The sequence below is a fragment of the Hallella bergensis DSM 17361 genome, assembly GCF_000160535.1.
In the GTDB taxonomy this organism is placed as follows: Bacteria; Bacteroidota; Bacteroidia; order Bacteroidales; family Bacteroidaceae; genus Prevotella; species Prevotella bergensis.
In genome coordinates, this window is the sequence record NZ_GG704781.1 from 841,711 (window position 1) to 860,375 (window position 18,665).

Here is an 18,665-nt window from a genome sequence, read left to right on the forward strand (position 1 = left end):
AAACAGCACTACTTCGGCCCTATCAACAGTCCGAAAGTACAACTTAACTTCAAGGAGAAATGAAAAAGTCCGGGACAAATCGCCCCGGACTCTCTTGTATAATAAAGTACAGCGATTGACTTATGCCTCCTCGCTCCAATCCTCCTCGCTCTTGCGAAGATAGGAACGATAACGAAGTTTCGCCATTCTTTCAGCCTCTGCAAAGAGCTCCTCAGCCTCATGTGGGAAAGCTTTGGCTACCGAAGAGTAGCGCACCTCACCCATCAGGAATTCGCGGAAGTTCTCCCACTTAGGTTCTTTGCTATCGAGTATGAACGGAGTCTTACCCTCATCGGCCAACTGTGGGTTATACCGCCAGAGGTGCCAGTATCCGCACTCCACTGCCAAGGCCTCCTCACGCTGCGATGTTCCCATGTTGCGTTTCATGTTCTTGGTACCCTTGATACCGTGGTTGATACATGGAGCATATGCGATAATGAGCGATGGGCCTGGGTAAGCTTCAGCTTCACGAATAGCTTTCAGTGTCTGAGCATTGTCGGCTCCCATTGCGATCTGTGCCACGTAGACATAGCCGTAGGTAGTCTGCATCAAACCCAGATCCTTCTTGCGCATGCGCTTGCCTGAAGCAGCAAACTGAGCAATGGCTCCGAGCGGTGTAGCCTTAGAAGACTGACCACCGGTGTTGGAGTAAACCTCAGTGTCGAGCACGAGAATATTCACGTCCTGACCCGAAGCAAGCACATGGTCGAGACCACCGTAGCCGATGTCATAAGAAGCACCGTCACCACCGATAATCCACTGGCTGCGCTTCACAAGATAATGTTCAAGTGTCTTCAGCTCTGTGCAGATGGGACATCCTTCCTTGGCACCATCCTCTATCCATGGCTTCAACTCTGCAGCAGCTTCCTTGGAAGCATCGGCATCGTCCTTAGAGGCAATCCATTTCTCTGCAGCGGCCTTGAAGCCATCTGAAGTGTGATCACCGGTCATGCCTTCATTGAGCAGAAGCGTAATACGCTCGCGCATCTTCTTGTTGCCAAGAACCATACCGAGTCCGAACTCACAGAAGTCTTCAAACAAGGAGTTACAGAAGGCTGGTCCATGACCGTCCGGATTGGTGGTATACGGAGTCGAAGGAAGTGATGCTGAATAGATTGAAGAACATCCAGTAGCATTGGCGATCATCTCGCGGTCACCAAAGAGCTGAGATATGAGCTTCACGTAGGGAGTCTCACCACATCCTGCACAAGCTCCGGAGAACTCGAACAATGGTGTGGCAAACTGAGAGTTCTTAGGAGACTGCTTGATATTCACCAAGTGTTGCTTAGAACTTACGTTCTTGACAATGAAGTCCCAGTTCTTAGCTTCCTGTTGCATCTCAGGATTGTCCACGTTAAACGGAACCATCTTCAAGGCTTTGCTCACCTCACCGGTTTCACGATCCTTCCTACCGGGGCAGACATCGGCACAGTTGCCACAGCCCAGACAGTCCATAACAGAAACCTGAATACGGAAGTGCATACCCTTCATTTCCTTGGGAGCCTTCATTTCAAGCGACTCAAGGCTGACAGCCTTGTTCTCCTCGTCATCCATCACAAATGGGCGAATCGTGGCATGAGGACAAGAGTATGCACATTTGTTACACTGAATACAGTTCTCCGGATTCCACTGGGGTACAAAAGCCTCTACACCACGCTTCTCGTAAGCAGAGGTTCCGTTCTGCCAGGTTCCGTCCACAGTACCATGTTTCACAAAATCGGAAACCTTCAGCAAGTCACCGGCCTGTGCATTGATCGGACGAACAAGTTCCTTGATGAATTCAGGAGCATCGTCGTTGTCAACCTCATCATCAGGCAAGTTAGCCCATGCGGGATCAACCTCGAGTTCCTTGTATTCACCGCCGCGGTCTACGGCAGCATAGTTCTTTTTCACAATGTCCTCACCCTTCTTGCCGTATGACTTCACGATGAAAGCCTTCATCTGCTCAATGGCGAGGTCGATAGGAATCACGTTAGTGATACGGAAGAATGCCGACTGAAGAATGGTATTGGTACGGTTACCGAGTCCAATTTCCAGTCCAATCTTCGTCGCGTTGATATAATACACGCGGATATTGTGTTTGGCAAAGTGACGCTTCACCTTGTTGGGGATGAAGTTCACCAGCTCCTCGCCTTCAAAAATGGTATTCAGCAGGAACGTGCCATTGTCGCGCAAGCCGCGGGTAACATCATACATGTTGAGGTAAGCCTGAACATGACATGCCACAAAGTTAGGCGTATTTACTTGATAAGTTGAACGAATCGGTGTGTCGCCAAAGCGGAGGTGTGAACAAGTGAACCCACCAGACTTCTTAGAGTCGTATGAGAAGTATGCCTGGCAGTACTTGTTGGTGTTGTTACCGATAATCTGTACCGAGTTCTTGTTGGCACCAACGGTACCGTCGGAACCCAAACCATAGAACTTGGCCTCGAACAGTGAGTCGTCGCCCATCGGAATCTCAGGAACCTCAGGCAGCGAGGTAAAGGTTACGTCGTCTACAATACCCACGGTGAAATGGTTCTTGGGCATAGGCATCTCCAAGTTGTTGAACACAGAGATAATCATGGCGGGAGTGGTGTCTGCCGAACTCAAGCCATAGCGACCACCCACGATAAGAGGTTTGCGCGGATCATCATAAAGAGCCGATTTCACGTCGAGGTACAATGGTTCGCCCTCTGCACCCGGTTCCTTGGTACGGTCAAGCACAGCAATGCGCTTCACGCTCTCAGGGATAGCCTTGCGAATGGCCTCCACAGAGAACGGACGGTAAAGGTGCACGGCAACCATACCCACCTTCTTGCCTTGCTTCATCAGGTAGTCGATGGCCTCGCGAGCAGCCTCTGTAGCCGAACCCATGAGCACGATAACGTTCTCAGCATCGTCAGCTCCATAATAGTTGAAAAGGTGATACTCACGTCCGGTGAGCTTAGAAATTTCACCAAGATAGCGCTCCACCACTTCCGGCACCTTGTCATAGTATTCGTTGCTGGCTTCGCGGTGTGTAAAGAATGTTTCAGGATTCTCGGCCGTACCACGTGTCACAGGGCGCTGTGGAGAGAGCGCACGGTCCCGGAAACGCTTCACATCGTTCATATCAATCATATTCTTCAGAGCCTCTTCATCGATGGCCTCGATTTTATGATACTCGTGTGAAGTACGGAATCCATCAAAGAAGTTGATGAAAGGCACCGAGGTCTTCAGCGTAGCCAGATAGGGAACAGCCGAAAGATCCATCACCTCCTGTACAGAGCCCGAGCAGAACATGGCGAAGCCAGTCTGGCGGCAAGCCATCACATCCTGGTGGTCGCCGAAAATAGACAGTGCATGAGTGGCTAAGGTACGTGCAGAAACATTGAATACACAGGGCAGCAACTCACCGGCAATCTTGTACATATTGGGAATCATGAGCAACAAACCTTGCGAAGCAGTGTAGGTCGTAGTCAATGCACCCGACTGCAATGAGCCGTGAACAGCACCGGCAGCGCCAGCTTCGGACTGCATCTCCTGCACAGACACAACCTGGCCAAACAAGTTCTTACGGCCTTTGGCAGACCACTCGTCGACGTGCTCAGCCATGGTGGAAGACGGTGTGATGGGGTAAATTGCGGCTACCTCACTGAACAAATAGCTGATGTGGGCTGCGGCGGTATTACCATCACATGTCGTAAATTTTTTTTCTTTTGCCATTTTAAATAGATAATAAAGTTTATAATGTTCTTGTTGTTTTTGTATAATATATTAATATAGGAAACCAAATAGCCACAAGGGAATATGATTTTCGTGTCCAATCTCCGTATTGTATAATGCGTAGGTCGTTTCATTATTGAACCGCTGCTTCACTCCTTCATGAGCATCGCATATCCGAAACTTGCGACTTCCATCTATGAGGAAAGTGTGCGCACCATTGCCCTCGTTCACCTTGTGGTCCTTCCAAAGACTGTTTACAAAGAACGTCTCCATCACCTCCTGCGATTCCACCTGGATAGGATAGATGGCATACATCAAATTGGGGTTGTGAAGCATAACCTTCGAGGGTTTTCTGGGGAAACGCCTCCCATAGCCATAGATAATATTAATCAGGCGTGCATCTGCCAAATACTTAATGTATTTCATCACCGTGGCACGACTGGTGTCGATTTCTTCAGCCAACTGACTGATGTTAGGCGTGTGGGTGCCCTCCACGGCAAGCAAATAAAACAACTTCTTAATCTTTGTAAGATATTTCAAGTCTATCTGCTTGATGAGTAGGATGTCCACCTCGATCGTCATGTTCATGGTCTTGAGCAGGTTCTCCGAGAAGTTACGCTGTTCCATAAACAACGGGTAAAATCCATGGTGTAGATAGTCTTGAAAATATTTCAGTGGACTGACATGGGGCAATATCTTCTTCACAATGTGTTCATGACCATTCAATATTTCGCCAAGTGTGTAGGGCTGGAAGTCTAATCCGGTCTTGTAGTTCAGAAATTCCCTGAACGACAGACCCCTGAGGTTATAGCTTTTCACAATGCCCTTCAGCTCAGGATTTTCCTCATTCAGCCGCATCACGCTCGATCCGGTGAACACAATCTTCAACTCCGGCAACTCATTGTAGCACCGTTTAAGTTCTGCGCTCCACATGGGTTGCTTGAACACCTGGTCAATGAGCAGCGTCCGCCCGCCCTGCGAGACGAAGTCGCGCGCAAAATCACAAATGCCACGACCCTGGAAGTAGAAGTTGTTCATGTTGACATAGAGGCACTGCCGATCATCCTTGTCAAACTTTTCCTTGGCATACTGCAACAGAAATGTAGTTTTCCCCACACCACGCGTGCCCTTGATGCCAATCAATCGGTCATTCCAGTCAATCTCGTCCATCAGGGTGCGCCGAACCGGGGCATCCGTATGGTCTACAAGATATGAGTGAGTGCGAAAAAAAGCTTCCATCTGCTACGTATTTGAGTCGCTTATATTACTTATGCAAAGTTAGTATATTATTTTATAAATTGCAAACTGTAGATAGCAAAAAATTTGTATTTTACGTTTTTTAAAGATATCAAAACTATAGAGAGAGTCATTCTGCATCAACCGAGTTCCTTGTCCAAATTCGTTGCCCGCAAAAGGCGCAACCATGCCGCGTTGCGACACCCCAATAACAACATGACCAGTATGATGTTTCCGACGCCCTGCTGGAAGCATAAAAAGAATTATCGAATACATTCTGATTTTGTCAGAAAAACTTCACCATGAACGGGTCATCATTTTTTAGCGATCTGGATCATCAATTCCTTATTTTTGTAAACAAAAACTCTGTCAACCCATCTTAACAAACCAATACCGTTGCGGTTAGACGTTATTGACACGACGGTTAGGGCGTAGAGGCAATGCGGCAAGGCCTCTTTGGCACGGCGACAACAGCCTAACGGCGATGCCATCAAGGCCTAAACGCAACACGAATCGAAAGAAAATTCGAAGCCAATATTATGAAACCCGCATAAGTCTATGTAAGCCAGCAAGTTGCAAAACAACGTTAGTTTTCGCGTATTTCGGGGTAGATGTTTTTCGTTTTCAAATTCGCGAAGCATAAGAGGCCCTTTGTTGTATATTTTCAAACAAATAACAAGTAGTCTGGAGAAACCGTCTTCCACGGATGTTTCGGGCAGCGTCAACCAGGCACAACCAAGCACCACCAAACCGAAAACGAATACGACGACAAACTTTTAGCCAAAAAGGGTGGCAAAGACTCCGGTTTTTGCATTTTTTTCGCTACCTTTGCCATAGGTTAAAAAATCATAAGTTATGAAAGAATACGCACTCAAGTACGGATGCAATCCGAATCAGAAGCCTGCCCGCATCTACATGGAGCAGGGAGAGTTACCCGTGGAAGTGATTAACGGCCGCGCCGGCTATATCAACTTTCTCGACGCCCTCAACAGTTGGCAATTAGTCAGGGAACTCAAGGCCGCAACAGGACTACCTGCCGCAGCCAGCTTCAAGCACGTGTCGCCTGCCGGAGCTGCCGTGGGACTGCCGCTGAGCGACACCCTGAAGAAAATATACTTTGTAGACGACGTAGACTTTGAGCTCACCCCATTGGCCAACGCGTATGCCCGCGCCCGAGGTGCCGACCGAATGTGCTCATACGGTGACTTCTGCGCACTGAGTGACACCTGCGACGAGGCCACGGCACGCCTCATCAAGCGCGAGGTGAGCGATGGCGTGATTGCACCCGGCTACACCACCGAGGCACTCAAGATACTCAAGGAGAAGCGCAAGGGCAACTACTGCGTCATCACGATCGACCCCAACTATGTGCCGGAACCCTTGGAGCACAAGCAGGTGTTCGGCGTGACATTCGAACAGGGGCGCAACGAGGTTAACCTCAACGATCCCTCCTTGTTTGAAAACATTCCCACGCAGAACAAGGACTTCACTCCCGAGGCGTTGCGCGACCTGAAGATAGCGCTCATCACCCTGAAATACACACAGAGCAACAGCGTGTGCTATGTGAAAGACGGTCAGGCCATTGGCATCGGAGCCGGACAGCAGAGCCGCATACATTGCACCCGCCTGGCCGGCAGCAAGGCTGACGAATGGTGGATGCGCCAGAGTCCGAAGGTGCTGAACCTGCCCTTCAAGGAAAAAATACGGCGTGCCGACCGCGACAACACCATCAACATCTATCTGTCAGAAGAGGCCGACGACGTGCTGCGCGACGGGGCATGGCAGCAGTTCTTCACCGAGAGACCGGAACCCTTCACACGCGAGGAGCAAAAAGAGTGGATCGCACAGAATACCAAGGTGGCTCTCGGATCGGACGCATTCTTCCCCTTCGGCGATAATATTGAGCGCGCCCACAAGAGCGGCGTGGAGTTCATCGCACAGGCCGGGGGCAGCATCCGCGACGACCATGTGATCGAAACCTGCGACAAATACGGCATAGCGATGGCATTCACGGGCGTCAGACTGTTCCACCACTAATCCGCCTTTACTCCTTTGATTATGGACGATTTTGACAAGATATTAGAGCAGGGCATCACCTTCAAGGGTGCGCCCAAGGAAGCTCCCAAAGACAACAAGCTGAAGACCAAGGCCAGGAAAAAGAAATATATCACCGGTGCTCATGGTTCGGGTTCCGCCATGCAGAAAGCGAAGTACAGAAAACAGCGCGCAAACAGGAAGTCACAAAAAAAATAAGGAATACCGCCAGCAGGTTGACACGCTGCAAAGACTTGTTCGGCAATTCTTATTTGACACCTCCGGACTTGGTGAGCGTGAGCGTGATGTTTTTCAGGGCACGGCGGCCGTGGTCGAAGAGCACAGCGGGATTAAGTCGCCGTCCACGGAATTTCATCTCGAAGTGTAAATGCTCCGTGGTGGCACGCCCCGTTCTTCCGGTTAGCCCAATCACCTCACCGGCCTTTACCTTCTGCCCCACGCGCACCAAGTTCTTGCTTTGATGGCTGTACAGCGTCTCAAAGCCATAGGCGTGGCGTATGACAATGCAGTTGCCATAGCCGGAGAACGGTGATGACTTGGTCACAACGCCATCGAATGCCGCAACAATTTTGTCATTGGGCTTGGTCTTGATGTCCACACCCGAATGTCTGCGTCTGCCGCCATAGGGACTGATGACATGCCCCCCGGGTAGCGGATAAGCCCAATGGGCCTTCGAGATATGCCCAAGATTGAGTTTGACGGAAAACTTGTCGGCAAAGGGATCCTTTTTGAAATCATCGGGATCCAAGCTGTTTGCGCGTGGATGTCCAACCTTCACTGCCGACACATTGACATGGCTGCCCACCCTGCGGCACTGAATAGCGGCGTTGCGCAAGCGATGACTTCCGGGATCAACAATGATAGAGGGGTTGATCCATCCACCGTTTACCATGAACGCAAACAGACAGGAATACTTACCCTTCTCACCTCCTACAATGGCTACGGTTTGTCCAGCTTTAACGCGCTGACCCACCTTGACAAGATTCTCTGCATTGTTGGCATATATCGTTTCCAGTCCGTTGTCGTGGCGGAGTATCACGATATTGCCATACTGAGGACTTTTACGTGACATGCGCACGGCACCATCAAACATGGCTTTCACCGCATCTCCCTTGACTGTCGTAATTTCAAGGGCACGCCCATTGGTCACCACTGCCTTGCCAACAGGCAGCGGAAAGGAATAGTCGGCATCGCTCAGTCCTTCGAAGTCAATCGTAAAACTACTGCCCTTGGCAAAGATTCCCGGAGTGGTGATGCTAACTTGCTGTTGTTCGGCAGGAGTGAACAACACCATTTGCTGGGCAGACAACGATGCTGCCACAGCCAAAAACAAGACTGATAAATATATTTTAATGGTTGGGTTCATATCTCAATCAACTAAGGAATACACAACGACTGTTCACCCTGCATAATTATCGGAGAACAATTCCCGTGTAAATTCTGCCGGAAGCAATACCCAGCCTCCGGGCGGAGAAATAGTCGTCCACCGCATCGTATGTACAGATGTCGGTTGTGGTGATGTTGGCCGGTTTGAGTCCGGCAGCTTCCAACTGCAACTTGTTCGACAAGGGGAGGTCCAGGTGCCATTTCGCATATTTTGCAGCAATGGCAGTCATGTCGTGTCCGGATGCAGCAAAGGCATCGTAGACTTCTTGACCCACCTCGAAATTCCTAAGCGAAATGCCCGGACCAATCACGGCCAAGATATCCTCCGGACGTGATCCGAAAGTGCTGACCATCGCCTCGACAACCTTGCGGGCTATGTAACTCACAGTACCTCGCCAGCCAGCATGGACTGCTGCCGCCGCATGATTTCGGCTGTCATATAATAAAATCGGAATGCAGTCGGCCGTGGAAACCCCTATGCACAGGTTTGTGCATCGTGTCATGACAGCATCTATTCCATCAAGGAATTCGCACTGTCCAGACGGCGAGAGGTTGAAAAAATCGTCGGTTATCCCCTTGCAGATCGTGCCATGTACCTGATGCGGCACCATGATGCGCTGCTCTTCGATCTTCAATTCCGCGGCCAGCATCCTTCGGTTGGCAGCAACTGTCTCGAGGCTGTCGCCACAATGGGAATTGATATTCATGCTGGCGTAATTGCCTTGGCTTGCCCCACCATGACGAGTTGTGGAGAAAGCCGTCACACCATCGGCTATAGAATAATAGGTTAGACTTGGCTTCATGGAAGCTCATTGGGATCTACGTACTCATAATCATCGAGTTCGTCTATATCCTCTAAATCGTCCTCATCAACATCAATGATGTCCTCCTCGGGAACTTCGATCACTTCGTCAGCTCCCTCGGCTCGCATTTCCGCTTGGAACAAAGCCCAGTCCTTATCTCGGTGCACAATTGTGTCTTCGCCAACAACATCCTGAAGTTTATTACTTTCGCTGTTGAGCTTATTCCACAACACATCCTTTAGTTCGGCCAAACCATAGCCCGTCACCGACGAGATAAATACCACAGGCAAATCCGTAGGCAGTGTCTCGCGGAGCATCTCAATCAAATCCTCATCGAGCAAATCGCTCTTGGTAATGGCCAAGACGCGTTGCTTGTCGAGCAATTCGGGATTGAACTTCCTGATTTCATCAAGCAGTATGTCGTAGTCGCGCATAATGTCGTGTTGGGAATCCTCACTGTCCCCAGGCACCATAAAGAGCAACAGCGAGTTGCGCTCTATGTGCCGGAGAAATCTCAGGCCAAGCCCTTTGCCCTCACTTGCTCCTTCGATAATACCGGGAATGTCGGCCATCACAAACGACTGGTTGTCGCGATAGCTCACAATGCCGAGCGATGGTTCGAGCGTGGTAAAGGGATAATTGGCTATTTTGGGTCTTGCACTCGACAAGGCCGTGAGCAATGTTGACTTGCCCGCATTGGGGAAGCCCACCAAACCAACATCGGCAAGCAGTTTCAACTCAAGGATAACGGTCATCTCCTGCAACGGTTCACCCGGTTGAGCATAACGTGGAGCCTGACGTGTGGCGCTGCGGAACCGATAGTTTCCCAATCCACCGCGACCACCTTTCAGCAGCACGACTTCTTGTCCATGATAAGACACATCACAGACATACTTGCCGTTCTCGGCATCGTAGACCACCGTACCGCAAGGCACATCTATATATACGTCCTTGCCGTTGGCTCCGCTGCGCTTGGATCTGGCACCGTTTTCGCCGTGCTCTGCAAATATATGCCTTTGATATCTCAAGTGGAGCAATGTCCAGTAATTATGGTTGCCGCGAAGGATTATATCCCCTCCCTTGCCGCCATCGCCGCCATCGGGTCCACCGTTGGGCTGGTATTTGAGTCGGCACAGGTGCATGGAGCCACGGCCGCCCTTACCCGAGCGGCATATAATCTTGACGTAGTCTACAAAATTACTTTCCATTTTATCTCATGTTTGATGCTTACACATTGAACTGTTCAAAGGTCAAGGTTCAATGTTTACAAGGCGTCGATAACAGCACTAATGTCTGCAAAAATGCGGTCGAGCTCGCCAAATCCATTGATATGATGGTGAATTCCCTCTTTTTCATACCATTCGATGAGTGGGGAGGTCTGGTTATGATACACGGACAGACGCTTCTTGATGGTTTCCTCGTTATCGTCACTGCGCCCACTCTGCTGTCCACGCTGCAACAGTCGCTTCATCAGCTCATCCTCGGGGACATCAAGTTCGACCATCGATGCCACCTTATGACCGCGCTCAGCCAGCATCTTCTTCAGCGCCTCGGCTTGAGGAATGGTACGGGGAAATCCATCAAAAATCACACCCTTGTGCTCTTTGCCAAAACTATCATATACGCTTGCCAGGATGTCTATCATCAAATCATCGGGAATAAGTTGCCCGTTGTCGATATATTTCTTGGCTGTTTTGCCCAGCTCTGTGCCGTTTTTAATCTCGCTGCGCAGTACGTCGCCGGTAGAAATGTGTTCGAATCCGTACTTGGCAATCATCTTGTCACTCTGGGTGCCCTTGCCTGAACCGGGAGCACCGAAAATCACTATATTCTTCATTGTTGTAAATGTAATTAATGTCTGGATGTTAAGGGGATGTTCATTCCGCCAACGTATAGATATCTCTCAAGTTGCGTCCTTGCTGGTCATAATCAAGTCCATAGCCAACAATAAAGTCGTTGGGAATTTCCATGGCGACATATTCAATGTTCAAGGGCACCTGCAACTTGTCCGGTTTGAGGAGCAGCGTACAAACATGCAAAGACTTCGGGCCACGTGTGCCAAGCGATTCCAACATGCGTTTCATGGTGAATCCCGTATCAACAATATCTTCTACAATGATTACAGTACGGTCCTGTAGATCTTCGTTAATACCAAAAATTTCCTTCACCACACCGGTAGATGCCGTCCCCTGATATGAGGCCAATTTCACAAACGAGATTTCGCAGGGTATGGTGACATAACGCATCAGGTCGGCCGCAAACATAAACGAGCCGTTGAGCACGGAAAGGAACAGGGGGTTCTTGCCGTCCATATCCTTATTGATCCTGTCTGCCACAGCCTTCACGCGCCTCTGGATTTCCTCCTCCGGGATAAACGTCCTGAACGACTTATCCTTAATTTTGACTATACTCATAGCATATCATTTATAAGTTGATGCAAAAATACTAAAAAGTAATGACAAAGGGTGGCGCCTGTAAAAGAATTTATGATTCTTTGTAAAATTATTTAAATGCCACCCACCATTCTGCAATCTTTTGATTATCTTTGCAGGGTTATGAAGATACTCAATACAGCTCAGATTCGGGAGCTTGACAAATATACGATAGAGCACGAGCCCATCAAGGCCATCGACCTCATGGAGCGTGCCGCCAAGGCCATTGCCCATGCCATTATGGAGGAATGGATCGAGCACACTCCCGTAATCGTATTTGCAGGGCCGGGCAACAATGGAGGCGATGGTTTGGCCGTTGCTCGCATACTGGCCGAGGCCGATTATCAGGTCAGTGTTTATCTTTTCAACATTCACAACAAACTTTCAGAGGAGTGTGCAACAAACCGCCAACGTATCATCAACTGCAAAAAGGTGAGCAAGTTCACGGAGGTCACCCTCGACTTCGACCCTCCCGAGCTTACGCCGGCTACGCTCATTATTGACAGTCTGTTCGGCTCGGGCATCAATAAGCCCCTCATGGGAGGGTTTGCATCCCTCGTGAAATATATTAATCAAAGTCCAGCGAAGGTGGTAAGCATTGACATTCCCTCCGGACTGATGTGTGAGGACAACAGCTACAACATTCGGCCTAACATCATTCGAGCCAACCTCACACTTACCCTACAGCAGCTCAAGCTGTCGATGATGTTTGCCGATTGCCAACAATACATTGGCCGATTGCGTGTGCTCGATATCCGGCTCAGTCCCGAATATATACGCAACACAGAAACTGCATATCGAATTATAGAAGAGCATGAGCTTCGCCCACGGCTCCGTCAACGCAATGACTTTGCACACAAAGGAACCATGGGGCATGCCCTTATCATTGCCGGAAGTTATGGCATGGCCGGGGCAGCCATACTGGCAACCCGGGGATGTCTGAGAGCCGGAGCCGGTAAAGTTACCACTCATACCCCAAAGCGCAACTACAGCATTATGCAGACGGCTGTTCCCGAAGCCATCATGCAAATGGATCATGAGGAAACATACTTCTCTGAAAGTGTAGACACCGACGGATTCGATGCAGTAGCCATTGGACCTGGCTTGGGCAGAAACGAGAACACGAGCATCGCCCTTATCGGACAGATACGACGCACACAGTGCCCTGTCGTGGTAGATGCCGATGCCATCAATATTCTTGCCAACCACCAGGCCTGGTTGCAACAACTCCCCAAAGGCATTATCCTGACCCCACATCCCAAGGAATTCGACCGACTCGTGGGTAGTGTGAGCAATAACGATTACGATCGCCTGACACGCGCACTGCAACTTGCGGAACGCTTGCAAGGCTATGTCATTTTGAAAGGGCACCACTCGGCACTTTGCATGCCCAATGGGCACGTGGTATTCAACTCGTCGGGCAACAGCGGAATGGCCACTGCCGGTAGTGGCGACGTGCTCACCGGAATACTTGCGGCTCTGCTTGCACGTGGATATGAGCGAGCCGAAGCCTGCATGCTGGGCATGTATCTGCATGGCTTGGCAGGAGACATTGCTGCCAAACAGGTGGGCAAGGAGAGTCTTGTAGCCGGCGACATTATTAGGTTCCTGCCCAAGGCCTTTATGCAAATGGAAGATTAAAAGATCGCAGAGACCGGGTATTAAGCGTTCTCAATTCGGAAATAATAAGTCAGTAATTAGAAATGATGATGACCACAACGACAACAAAGAACTACATTTTCTCACGACATTATCTTAACAAACACTTCCATGCAAAGGCGTGGGGAGTTCTCTTCCTTCTCCTTTTCATCCCCCTGTTTGCCTCGGCACAGTCTGTGGAGGGCACCTCCTACTATCTTCCAAAGGCTGTGGCACGTTTCACAATCAAGGTGGAAAAGACACAATACACACCCGGAAGGCTTGCAACGTATGCCCCTCGCTATCTTAAGAAGAACGTGCAACAGGAGGCCACTGTAACTTACCGGCTTATCGGGATGGATATGACGCAACTTGCCGTACCCGACACAGCCAAGCATTTTCAACTCATCATAGAGAAGAAGCGTAGTATCAATAAGGTAACTCGTGGTGACAACGGGCAGTTGCTAGCCATCAACGCAGATGCTCAGCCCATGGAAGTGGTCACACCCACTTTCACTCCAGCTCCACGTCCTCGGCCTATCAACCCAAAAGACTTAATGTCGGAGGAGATTCTTAATGCCGGTAGCAATGCCAAAATGGCTGAACTGACAGCACGTGAAATCTACGACATACGCGACAGCCGTAACCAGCTCAGCCGAGGCGAGGCTGACTTCATGCCTAAAGATGGAGCCCAGCTTCGCATGATGCTCGCCAATCTCGACAGGCAGGAGCAAGGGCTCTCGCAACTCTTCGAAGGTGTTGTGACCCGAGACACCACATGGACAACTATTGATTTCCTACCCACCACAGAAGGACAGGAGGTACTTTTTCGCCTTTCCAAACATCTTGGACTTGTAGACAAGGATGACTTGTCTGGTGTTCCCTATTATATCAACGTGGAAGACCATCACACCGCAGCTACCCAGCAACCAGCTCCTGCGAACAAAAAGGAAGATAAAAACGATATCGGGCTACGCGTAAGTCAGCCTGGAAAAATTACCATGACCGTACACTGCGACAATCAAACCATAGGGACATACGAACTTTCCGCCCCACAGTTTGGCACAGTGGAGTCGCTTAGTGGCGATTTGTTTGGCAGGAAAAACTCTTCCAGGATTATTCTCGATCCGCTCACGGGTAGCATAAGAACCATAGAAGCCATACCGGTGGATTAATCCTGCGACACAACCCAGATCTTAAAAAGGCAGGTTCGAATCATCATCGAACCTGCCTTTTTCTTTTTAATTATGATAAACTTTGCGTGAACATTATGCCACGCAAAGCACCAACTCATTAGTCGAGCTGAGCCAACTTGTTGTTACTGCCAAGCACGTTGGTAATCTTGCTCTTGTAGAGGTCGATCATGTAGTTACGTGCTACCTTGCCATACTGGCGAGGATCGAAGTATTCGGGATGCTCTGACAATGTCTCACGAACACCTGCTGTGTAGGCCAAGCGAGAGTCTGAGTCGATGTTAACCTTGCAAACTGCGCTCTTGGCAGCCTGACGAAGCTGTTCCTCGGGGATTCCCACAGCATTAGGCAAGTGGCCACCGAACTTGTTGATGATGTCAACATATTCCTGTGGTACGGAAGAAGAACCGTGAAGCACAATGGGGAAACCAGGAAGTTTCTTCTCTATCTCAGCCAAGATATCAAATGCCAATGGTGGAGGAACAAGACGTCCTGTCTTCGGGTCGCGTGTGCACTGCTCCGGTGTAAACTTGTAGGCACCGTGGCTGGTACCAATCGAGATAGCCAGCGAGTCACAGCCTGTGCGCTTGGAGAAGTCGATAACCTCTTCAGGCTTGGTATAGTGAGATTCCTCAGCTACCACGTCGTCTTCTACGCCGGCGAGTACACCAAGTTCAGCCTCAACCGTCACATCGTACTTGTGAGCGTAGTCCACAACCTTCTTGGCTAATTCGACATTCTCCTCATAGGGAAGAGAGGAACCATCGATCATGACTGAAGAAAAGCCCATATCCACACAGTCCTTGCACAGCTCGAAAGTGTCACCATGGTCAAGGTGAAGTACAATCTCAGGATGCTTACAGCCAAGCTCCTTGGCGTATTCCACAGCACCCTCGGCCATATAGCGGAGCAACGTAGCGTTAGCATAGTTGCGAGCGCCCTTGGACACTTGGAGAATCACCGGAGACTTCAATTCTGAAGAAGCGGTAATGATGGCCTGAAGCTGTTCGAGGTTGTTGAAATTGAATGCTGGAATGGCATAACCGCCACTTACAGCACGCTTGAACATGTCTCTTGTATTAACGAGACCTAAATCTTTATAACTAACTGCCATTTTATAATGTTTAAAAATGAATAATCCTAATTACTATCTTTTTGCAAAAATAGCATTTTATTTCTTTACTTCAAAGGTGAAATGCATTATTTAATGTTACATGGTGGTTAAAAAGGTTAATTAGCAAACTACTATCGCTTTATCCCTATCATTTTGTAACATGGGTTTTACATTTTCTATTTTAAAACCACATGCCACCCAACCCCTGCCTTTTCATGCCCAACGTAAACTTGTAAGCTGCGTGGAGCATGAGGTAACGGGTGAGGCCGTTGGTCCAAGTTTCAGTGCGACCCTGCGTGTCGAGCGTAAAAGAGGTACTGTTCAGGTTACCCAATATATCAAAACCATCGAGCGAAACAACCAGTTTCTTCTTCATGAAATTCTTGGAAAGACGAGCGTTCCACACCATTTCACTGGTGTTCATCTGTTCATCATTGTAACCACTGCGGTTGTAGTCAGTGATGTCTGTAGACAGTTCGAAATCCCAGGGCAGTTGAACTTCTCCGCCAAGAGTCACATTATAGTTCCATGCGCTCACCGTCTGAAAACCCTTACGGTCACTGGTGGCACGCTGATAAGTGACGTTAGACCTAACATAGCTGCGCAGTTTCTGTCCCAACTGATATTGCAGCGACATTTGGTTTGTCACGTTCCAGTTGTGCACCTTGCTGCGTACCGATTGCGTACCCTCCACCGTGGTAAGGTCCACGTTATCGCTGTAATTACCCAAGAGACCTCCCTGAAAGGTCCACCGCCGCTTTTTGTCAATCGGACAGTCCAAGCTCACGTTTCCTCCCATGCTCCAGTTGCCATTCACATTCACTTGCTGCGTCGTTGTCTTTCCCGTCTCTTTGTCGTACAATGTTGATGTGGCGATGGCATTTTGCATGACCTGATAGTTGAGTCCGACCATCACATTACGCTGCGTGGCCATGTGAAACACTCCACCCAGGATATTGACCAAATGACTCCTTGACCTCTTTAAATTAGGGTTTCCCAGCGTCACGACGAGCGGGTCGGCATCATCGCGTATATCGAGCAGAGACGTGAGTGAGGGTTGGCTCTGGTTGGTGTTATAGCCAAACGACACGATGCGGGTGCCCGTCGAGTCGTTGAACTGATAGTTGGCCCGCAATGACGGATTGAAATAGAGTGTCGTTCGGTCTTTAGTGTAGCTTTTCGTACGATAATAGTCTATCTTCTCATAACGCGATTCGAGCGGAAGGGTAATATCGATCGCATATCTTGGCATGCGTGTTCCGTCTCCATGAGTATACGACACGTTCATGGTTCCCGTGTGCGAAACTGTGCGTTCCCTGTTACGATAGCTGTTGTCGCCGTCCCTCACCCGCATCAGCGCATCGCGTGTGGACGGCAACACACCCAAGGTGTAAGCTTCATCGGTATAGTCTTCAAGTTGGTCGAGGCGGTAGAGCGAATAGTCCGTGTCGCTGTAACGCTGACTGAACTGATAACCCGGACGGAAGAACAGTGTAGCCACCTGGTTCGAATCACATTCAAACAATCGTGTATAATCCACATTGGCATTGATCGTATAGTCGTGGTTGGGCGTGGTGGAGTATTGGTTACGGTGATCCGAGGAGGGGTTGTTGGCAAGATAATCAATCTGATTGAGGGCATATCGGTAGTTTTTCGAACGCCCATAGTCGAACGAGGCCGAGGCCGAAAGCATATTATGCCAGCTTTCGCCCGTCCCAAAACTCATACGTTCATTCAGATCAAGCGAATACCCGAGATTCTCTCCATTGTCTTTGTTGTCATTGCGTACGCGGTTTATCGTCATGGCCAACAGCTTCTTCCCGGCCATAGGCAGAAACAGACTGTCGAGCGTCCTGCTGCCAGAGGGATTGGCATTGAAGCGTCCCGACAGGTTGCTCCCCCACCCCTCGCTCTTGGAATAGTTGGCACTCAGGTTTCCATCGAGCATGTGTTTCCCGGGATGCAGGCCAAATGAGCCACGTCCAGACCACGTCGTATTCTTCCTTCTGTTGCTGTTTCTGCTTAGCCCGTAATAGTCGCCGCCCGTCAGAAACGTTTGCGACGTAGTACGCGTTTGCGTCTCATTGTCCGAATGTCGTAAGTCCATACGGGTGTCAAAATAGTCGTCTTCACTCTTGCCGTCATAGCGATAGTTCAGTCCAGCCTCCTTCGTGGAAGTGAGTCCACCACCAGCCGTAGGCATGGCTCTCATTCCTCGGCCGGCTCCAGGCATCCCATACGCATTCACATTGTCCATCGCTCCGGTAAGCGACAGCCGCGAATGTTTGCTATATCCCATCGCAAACAGTCGACTACTATATCGGCTATCCGTACCGATGGCAAGATCCAAGTTGCTCATCATGCCGTGCTGGTATTGCTTTTTCAATCCCACGTCGAGCACATATTCGCGGTCATTCATATCGCGACCCATCAATCGGCTTTCCTTGCCACGCTTGTCGTACACCTTTACTTTGTCCACCGTGTAGGCCGGAAGGTTTTCCAAGGCCTTCTTGGCGTCACCCTTAAAAAAGTCGCGACCATCCACAAGCAGCGAGTTCACTGCGCGTCCATTCACCTTAATCACCCCATCCTCAAGTGTCGCACCCGGTAACTGCCGAATCAGGGCATCGAGCATGGAACCTTCGCTCAGCTTAAACGCTGTGGCATCATAGACCAACGTGTCGCCCCGCATCACCATTTTTATCTTCGTAGCCTTCACCACCACTTCGTCCAGAAGCTTGGAATCCTCCTCCATCTTCACAAATTCAACATACTGTTCGTTCACACGGTCGGCCATTTCCACGTCTACATTCTTATAAACCGTTTTGTAGCCCAGCATCGAGAAACGCAGAATATAACTCGTATGGTTCTCTACATCGATTTCATACTTGACGATTTGTTGTCCCCAAAAACTATGCTCTGCCGTCACCGTAGCCCGCACAAGACTACTGTCGGTAGCCGAAAGCAACTCCACCGTAACACCGGGCAACATCTCATTGGTCTTCGCATCAAGCACGTGACCGGTCAGGTGGCGGGCTTGCAACATATTGCACACTCCTACCACCAATACTATTACAAAGAA

General features: G+C 49.6%; 13 protein-coding genes. 4 read left to right on the top strand and 9 right to left on the bottom strand.

Annotated elements, in window-relative coordinates; all coding sequences use genetic code 11:
- Window positions 1-120: 120 nt before the first annotated feature.
- Window positions 121-3,726: a pyruvate:ferredoxin (flavodoxin) oxidoreductase gene (gene nifJ / locus HMPREF0645_RS07390; protein ID WP_007174317.1), complete on the bottom strand. Its 3,606-nt coding sequence runs from the start codon at window positions 3,724-3,726 to the stop codon at window positions 121-123.
- Between the two features lie 51 nt (window positions 3,727-3,777).
- Window positions 3,778-4,965 carry an ATP-binding protein gene (locus HMPREF0645_RS07395; protein WP_007174318.1) on the bottom strand — a complete coding sequence of 396 codons (1,188 nt, stop codon included), beginning with the start codon at window positions 4,963-4,965 and terminating at the stop codon, window positions 3,778-3,780.
- 852 nt (window positions 4,966-5,817) lie between these two features.
- Between HMPREF0645_RS07395 and HMPREF0645_RS07405 the strand changes: the two genes are divergently transcribed.
- The gene (locus HMPREF0645_RS07405) at window positions 5,818-6,999 is read left to right on the top strand and encodes a phosphoribosylaminoimidazolecarboxamide formyltransferase (protein WP_007174320.1); all 1,182 of its coding nucleotides are present in this window, start codon (window positions 5,818-5,820) and stop codon (window positions 6,997-6,999) included.
- A gap of 21 nt (window positions 7,000-7,020) precedes the next feature.
- Complete coding sequence (locus HMPREF0645_RS07410) at window positions 7,021-7,215, top strand: hypothetical protein (protein ID WP_007174321.1); 195 nt, start codon at window positions 7,021-7,023, stop codon at window positions 7,213-7,215.
- 49 nt (window positions 7,216-7,264) lie between these two features.
- Here the strand turns inward: HMPREF0645_RS07410 and HMPREF0645_RS07415 are convergent, their stop codons facing one another.
- The 5 genes from HMPREF0645_RS07415 to hpt are packed head-to-tail and all read right to left on the bottom strand — an operon-like array spanning window position 7,265 to window position 11,620.
- Window positions 7,265-8,383: a M23 family metallopeptidase gene (locus HMPREF0645_RS07415; protein ID WP_007174322.1), complete on the bottom strand. Its 1,119-nt coding sequence runs from the start codon at window positions 8,381-8,383 to the stop codon at window positions 7,265-7,267.
- Between the two features lie 46 nt (window positions 8,384-8,429).
- Window positions 8,430-9,206: a peptidoglycan editing factor PgeF gene (gene pgeF / locus HMPREF0645_RS07420; protein WP_007174323.1), complete on the bottom strand. Its 777-nt coding sequence runs from the start codon at window positions 9,204-9,206 to the stop codon at window positions 8,430-8,432.
- On the bottom strand, window positions 9,203-10,414 hold the full coding sequence (gene obgE, locus HMPREF0645_RS07425) for a GTPase ObgE (RefSeq protein ID WP_007174324.1): 1,212 nt from the start codon (window positions 10,412-10,414) through the stop codon (window positions 9,203-9,205). The genes pgeF and obgE overlap by 4 nt, the downstream gene beginning before the upstream one ends.
- Window positions 10,415-10,470: 56 nt before the next feature.
- Window positions 10,471-11,043 (bottom strand): adenylate kinase, encoded by a 573-nt coding sequence (locus tag HMPREF0645_RS07430; protein WP_007174325.1) that lies wholly within the window; start codon window positions 11,041-11,043, stop codon window positions 10,471-10,473.
- 40 nt (window positions 11,044-11,083) lie between these two features.
- Window positions 11,084-11,620, bottom strand: a complete 537-nt coding sequence (gene hpt / locus HMPREF0645_RS07435) for a hypoxanthine phosphoribosyltransferase (protein WP_007174326.1) — start codon at window positions 11,618-11,620, stop codon at window positions 11,084-11,086.
- 141 nt (window positions 11,621-11,761) lie between these two features.
- On the opposite strand from hpt, the gene HMPREF0645_RS07440 reads away from it, so the two are divergent.
- A complete protein-coding gene (locus HMPREF0645_RS07440; RefSeq protein ID WP_007174327.1) occupies window positions 11,762-13,279 on the top strand; it encodes an NAD(P)H-hydrate dehydratase in 1,518 nt (505 codons plus the stop codon).
- Between the two features lie 62 nt (window positions 13,280-13,341).
- Window positions 13,342-14,451 (top strand): DUF4831 family protein, encoded by a 1,110-nt coding sequence (locus HMPREF0645_RS07445; protein ID WP_007174328.1) that lies wholly within the window; start codon window positions 13,342-13,344, stop codon window positions 14,449-14,451.
- 118 nt (window positions 14,452-14,569) lie between these two features.
- Here HMPREF0645_RS07445 and HMPREF0645_RS07450 read toward each other — a convergent pair whose 3' ends face one another.
- Both HMPREF0645_RS07450 and HMPREF0645_RS07455 read right to left on the bottom strand, forming a co-directional pair.
- Window positions 14,570-15,583 (bottom strand): class II fructose-bisphosphate aldolase, encoded by a 1,014-nt coding sequence (locus HMPREF0645_RS07450; protein WP_007174330.1) that lies wholly within the window; start codon window positions 15,581-15,583, stop codon window positions 14,570-14,572.
- Between the two features lie 181 nt (window positions 15,584-15,764).
- Entirely contained in the window at window positions 15,765-18,629 is a 2,865-nt protein-coding gene (locus HMPREF0645_RS07455; RefSeq protein WP_007174331.1) for an outer membrane beta-barrel protein, read from the bottom strand.
- Between the last annotated feature and the right edge of the window lie 36 nt (window positions 18,630-18,665).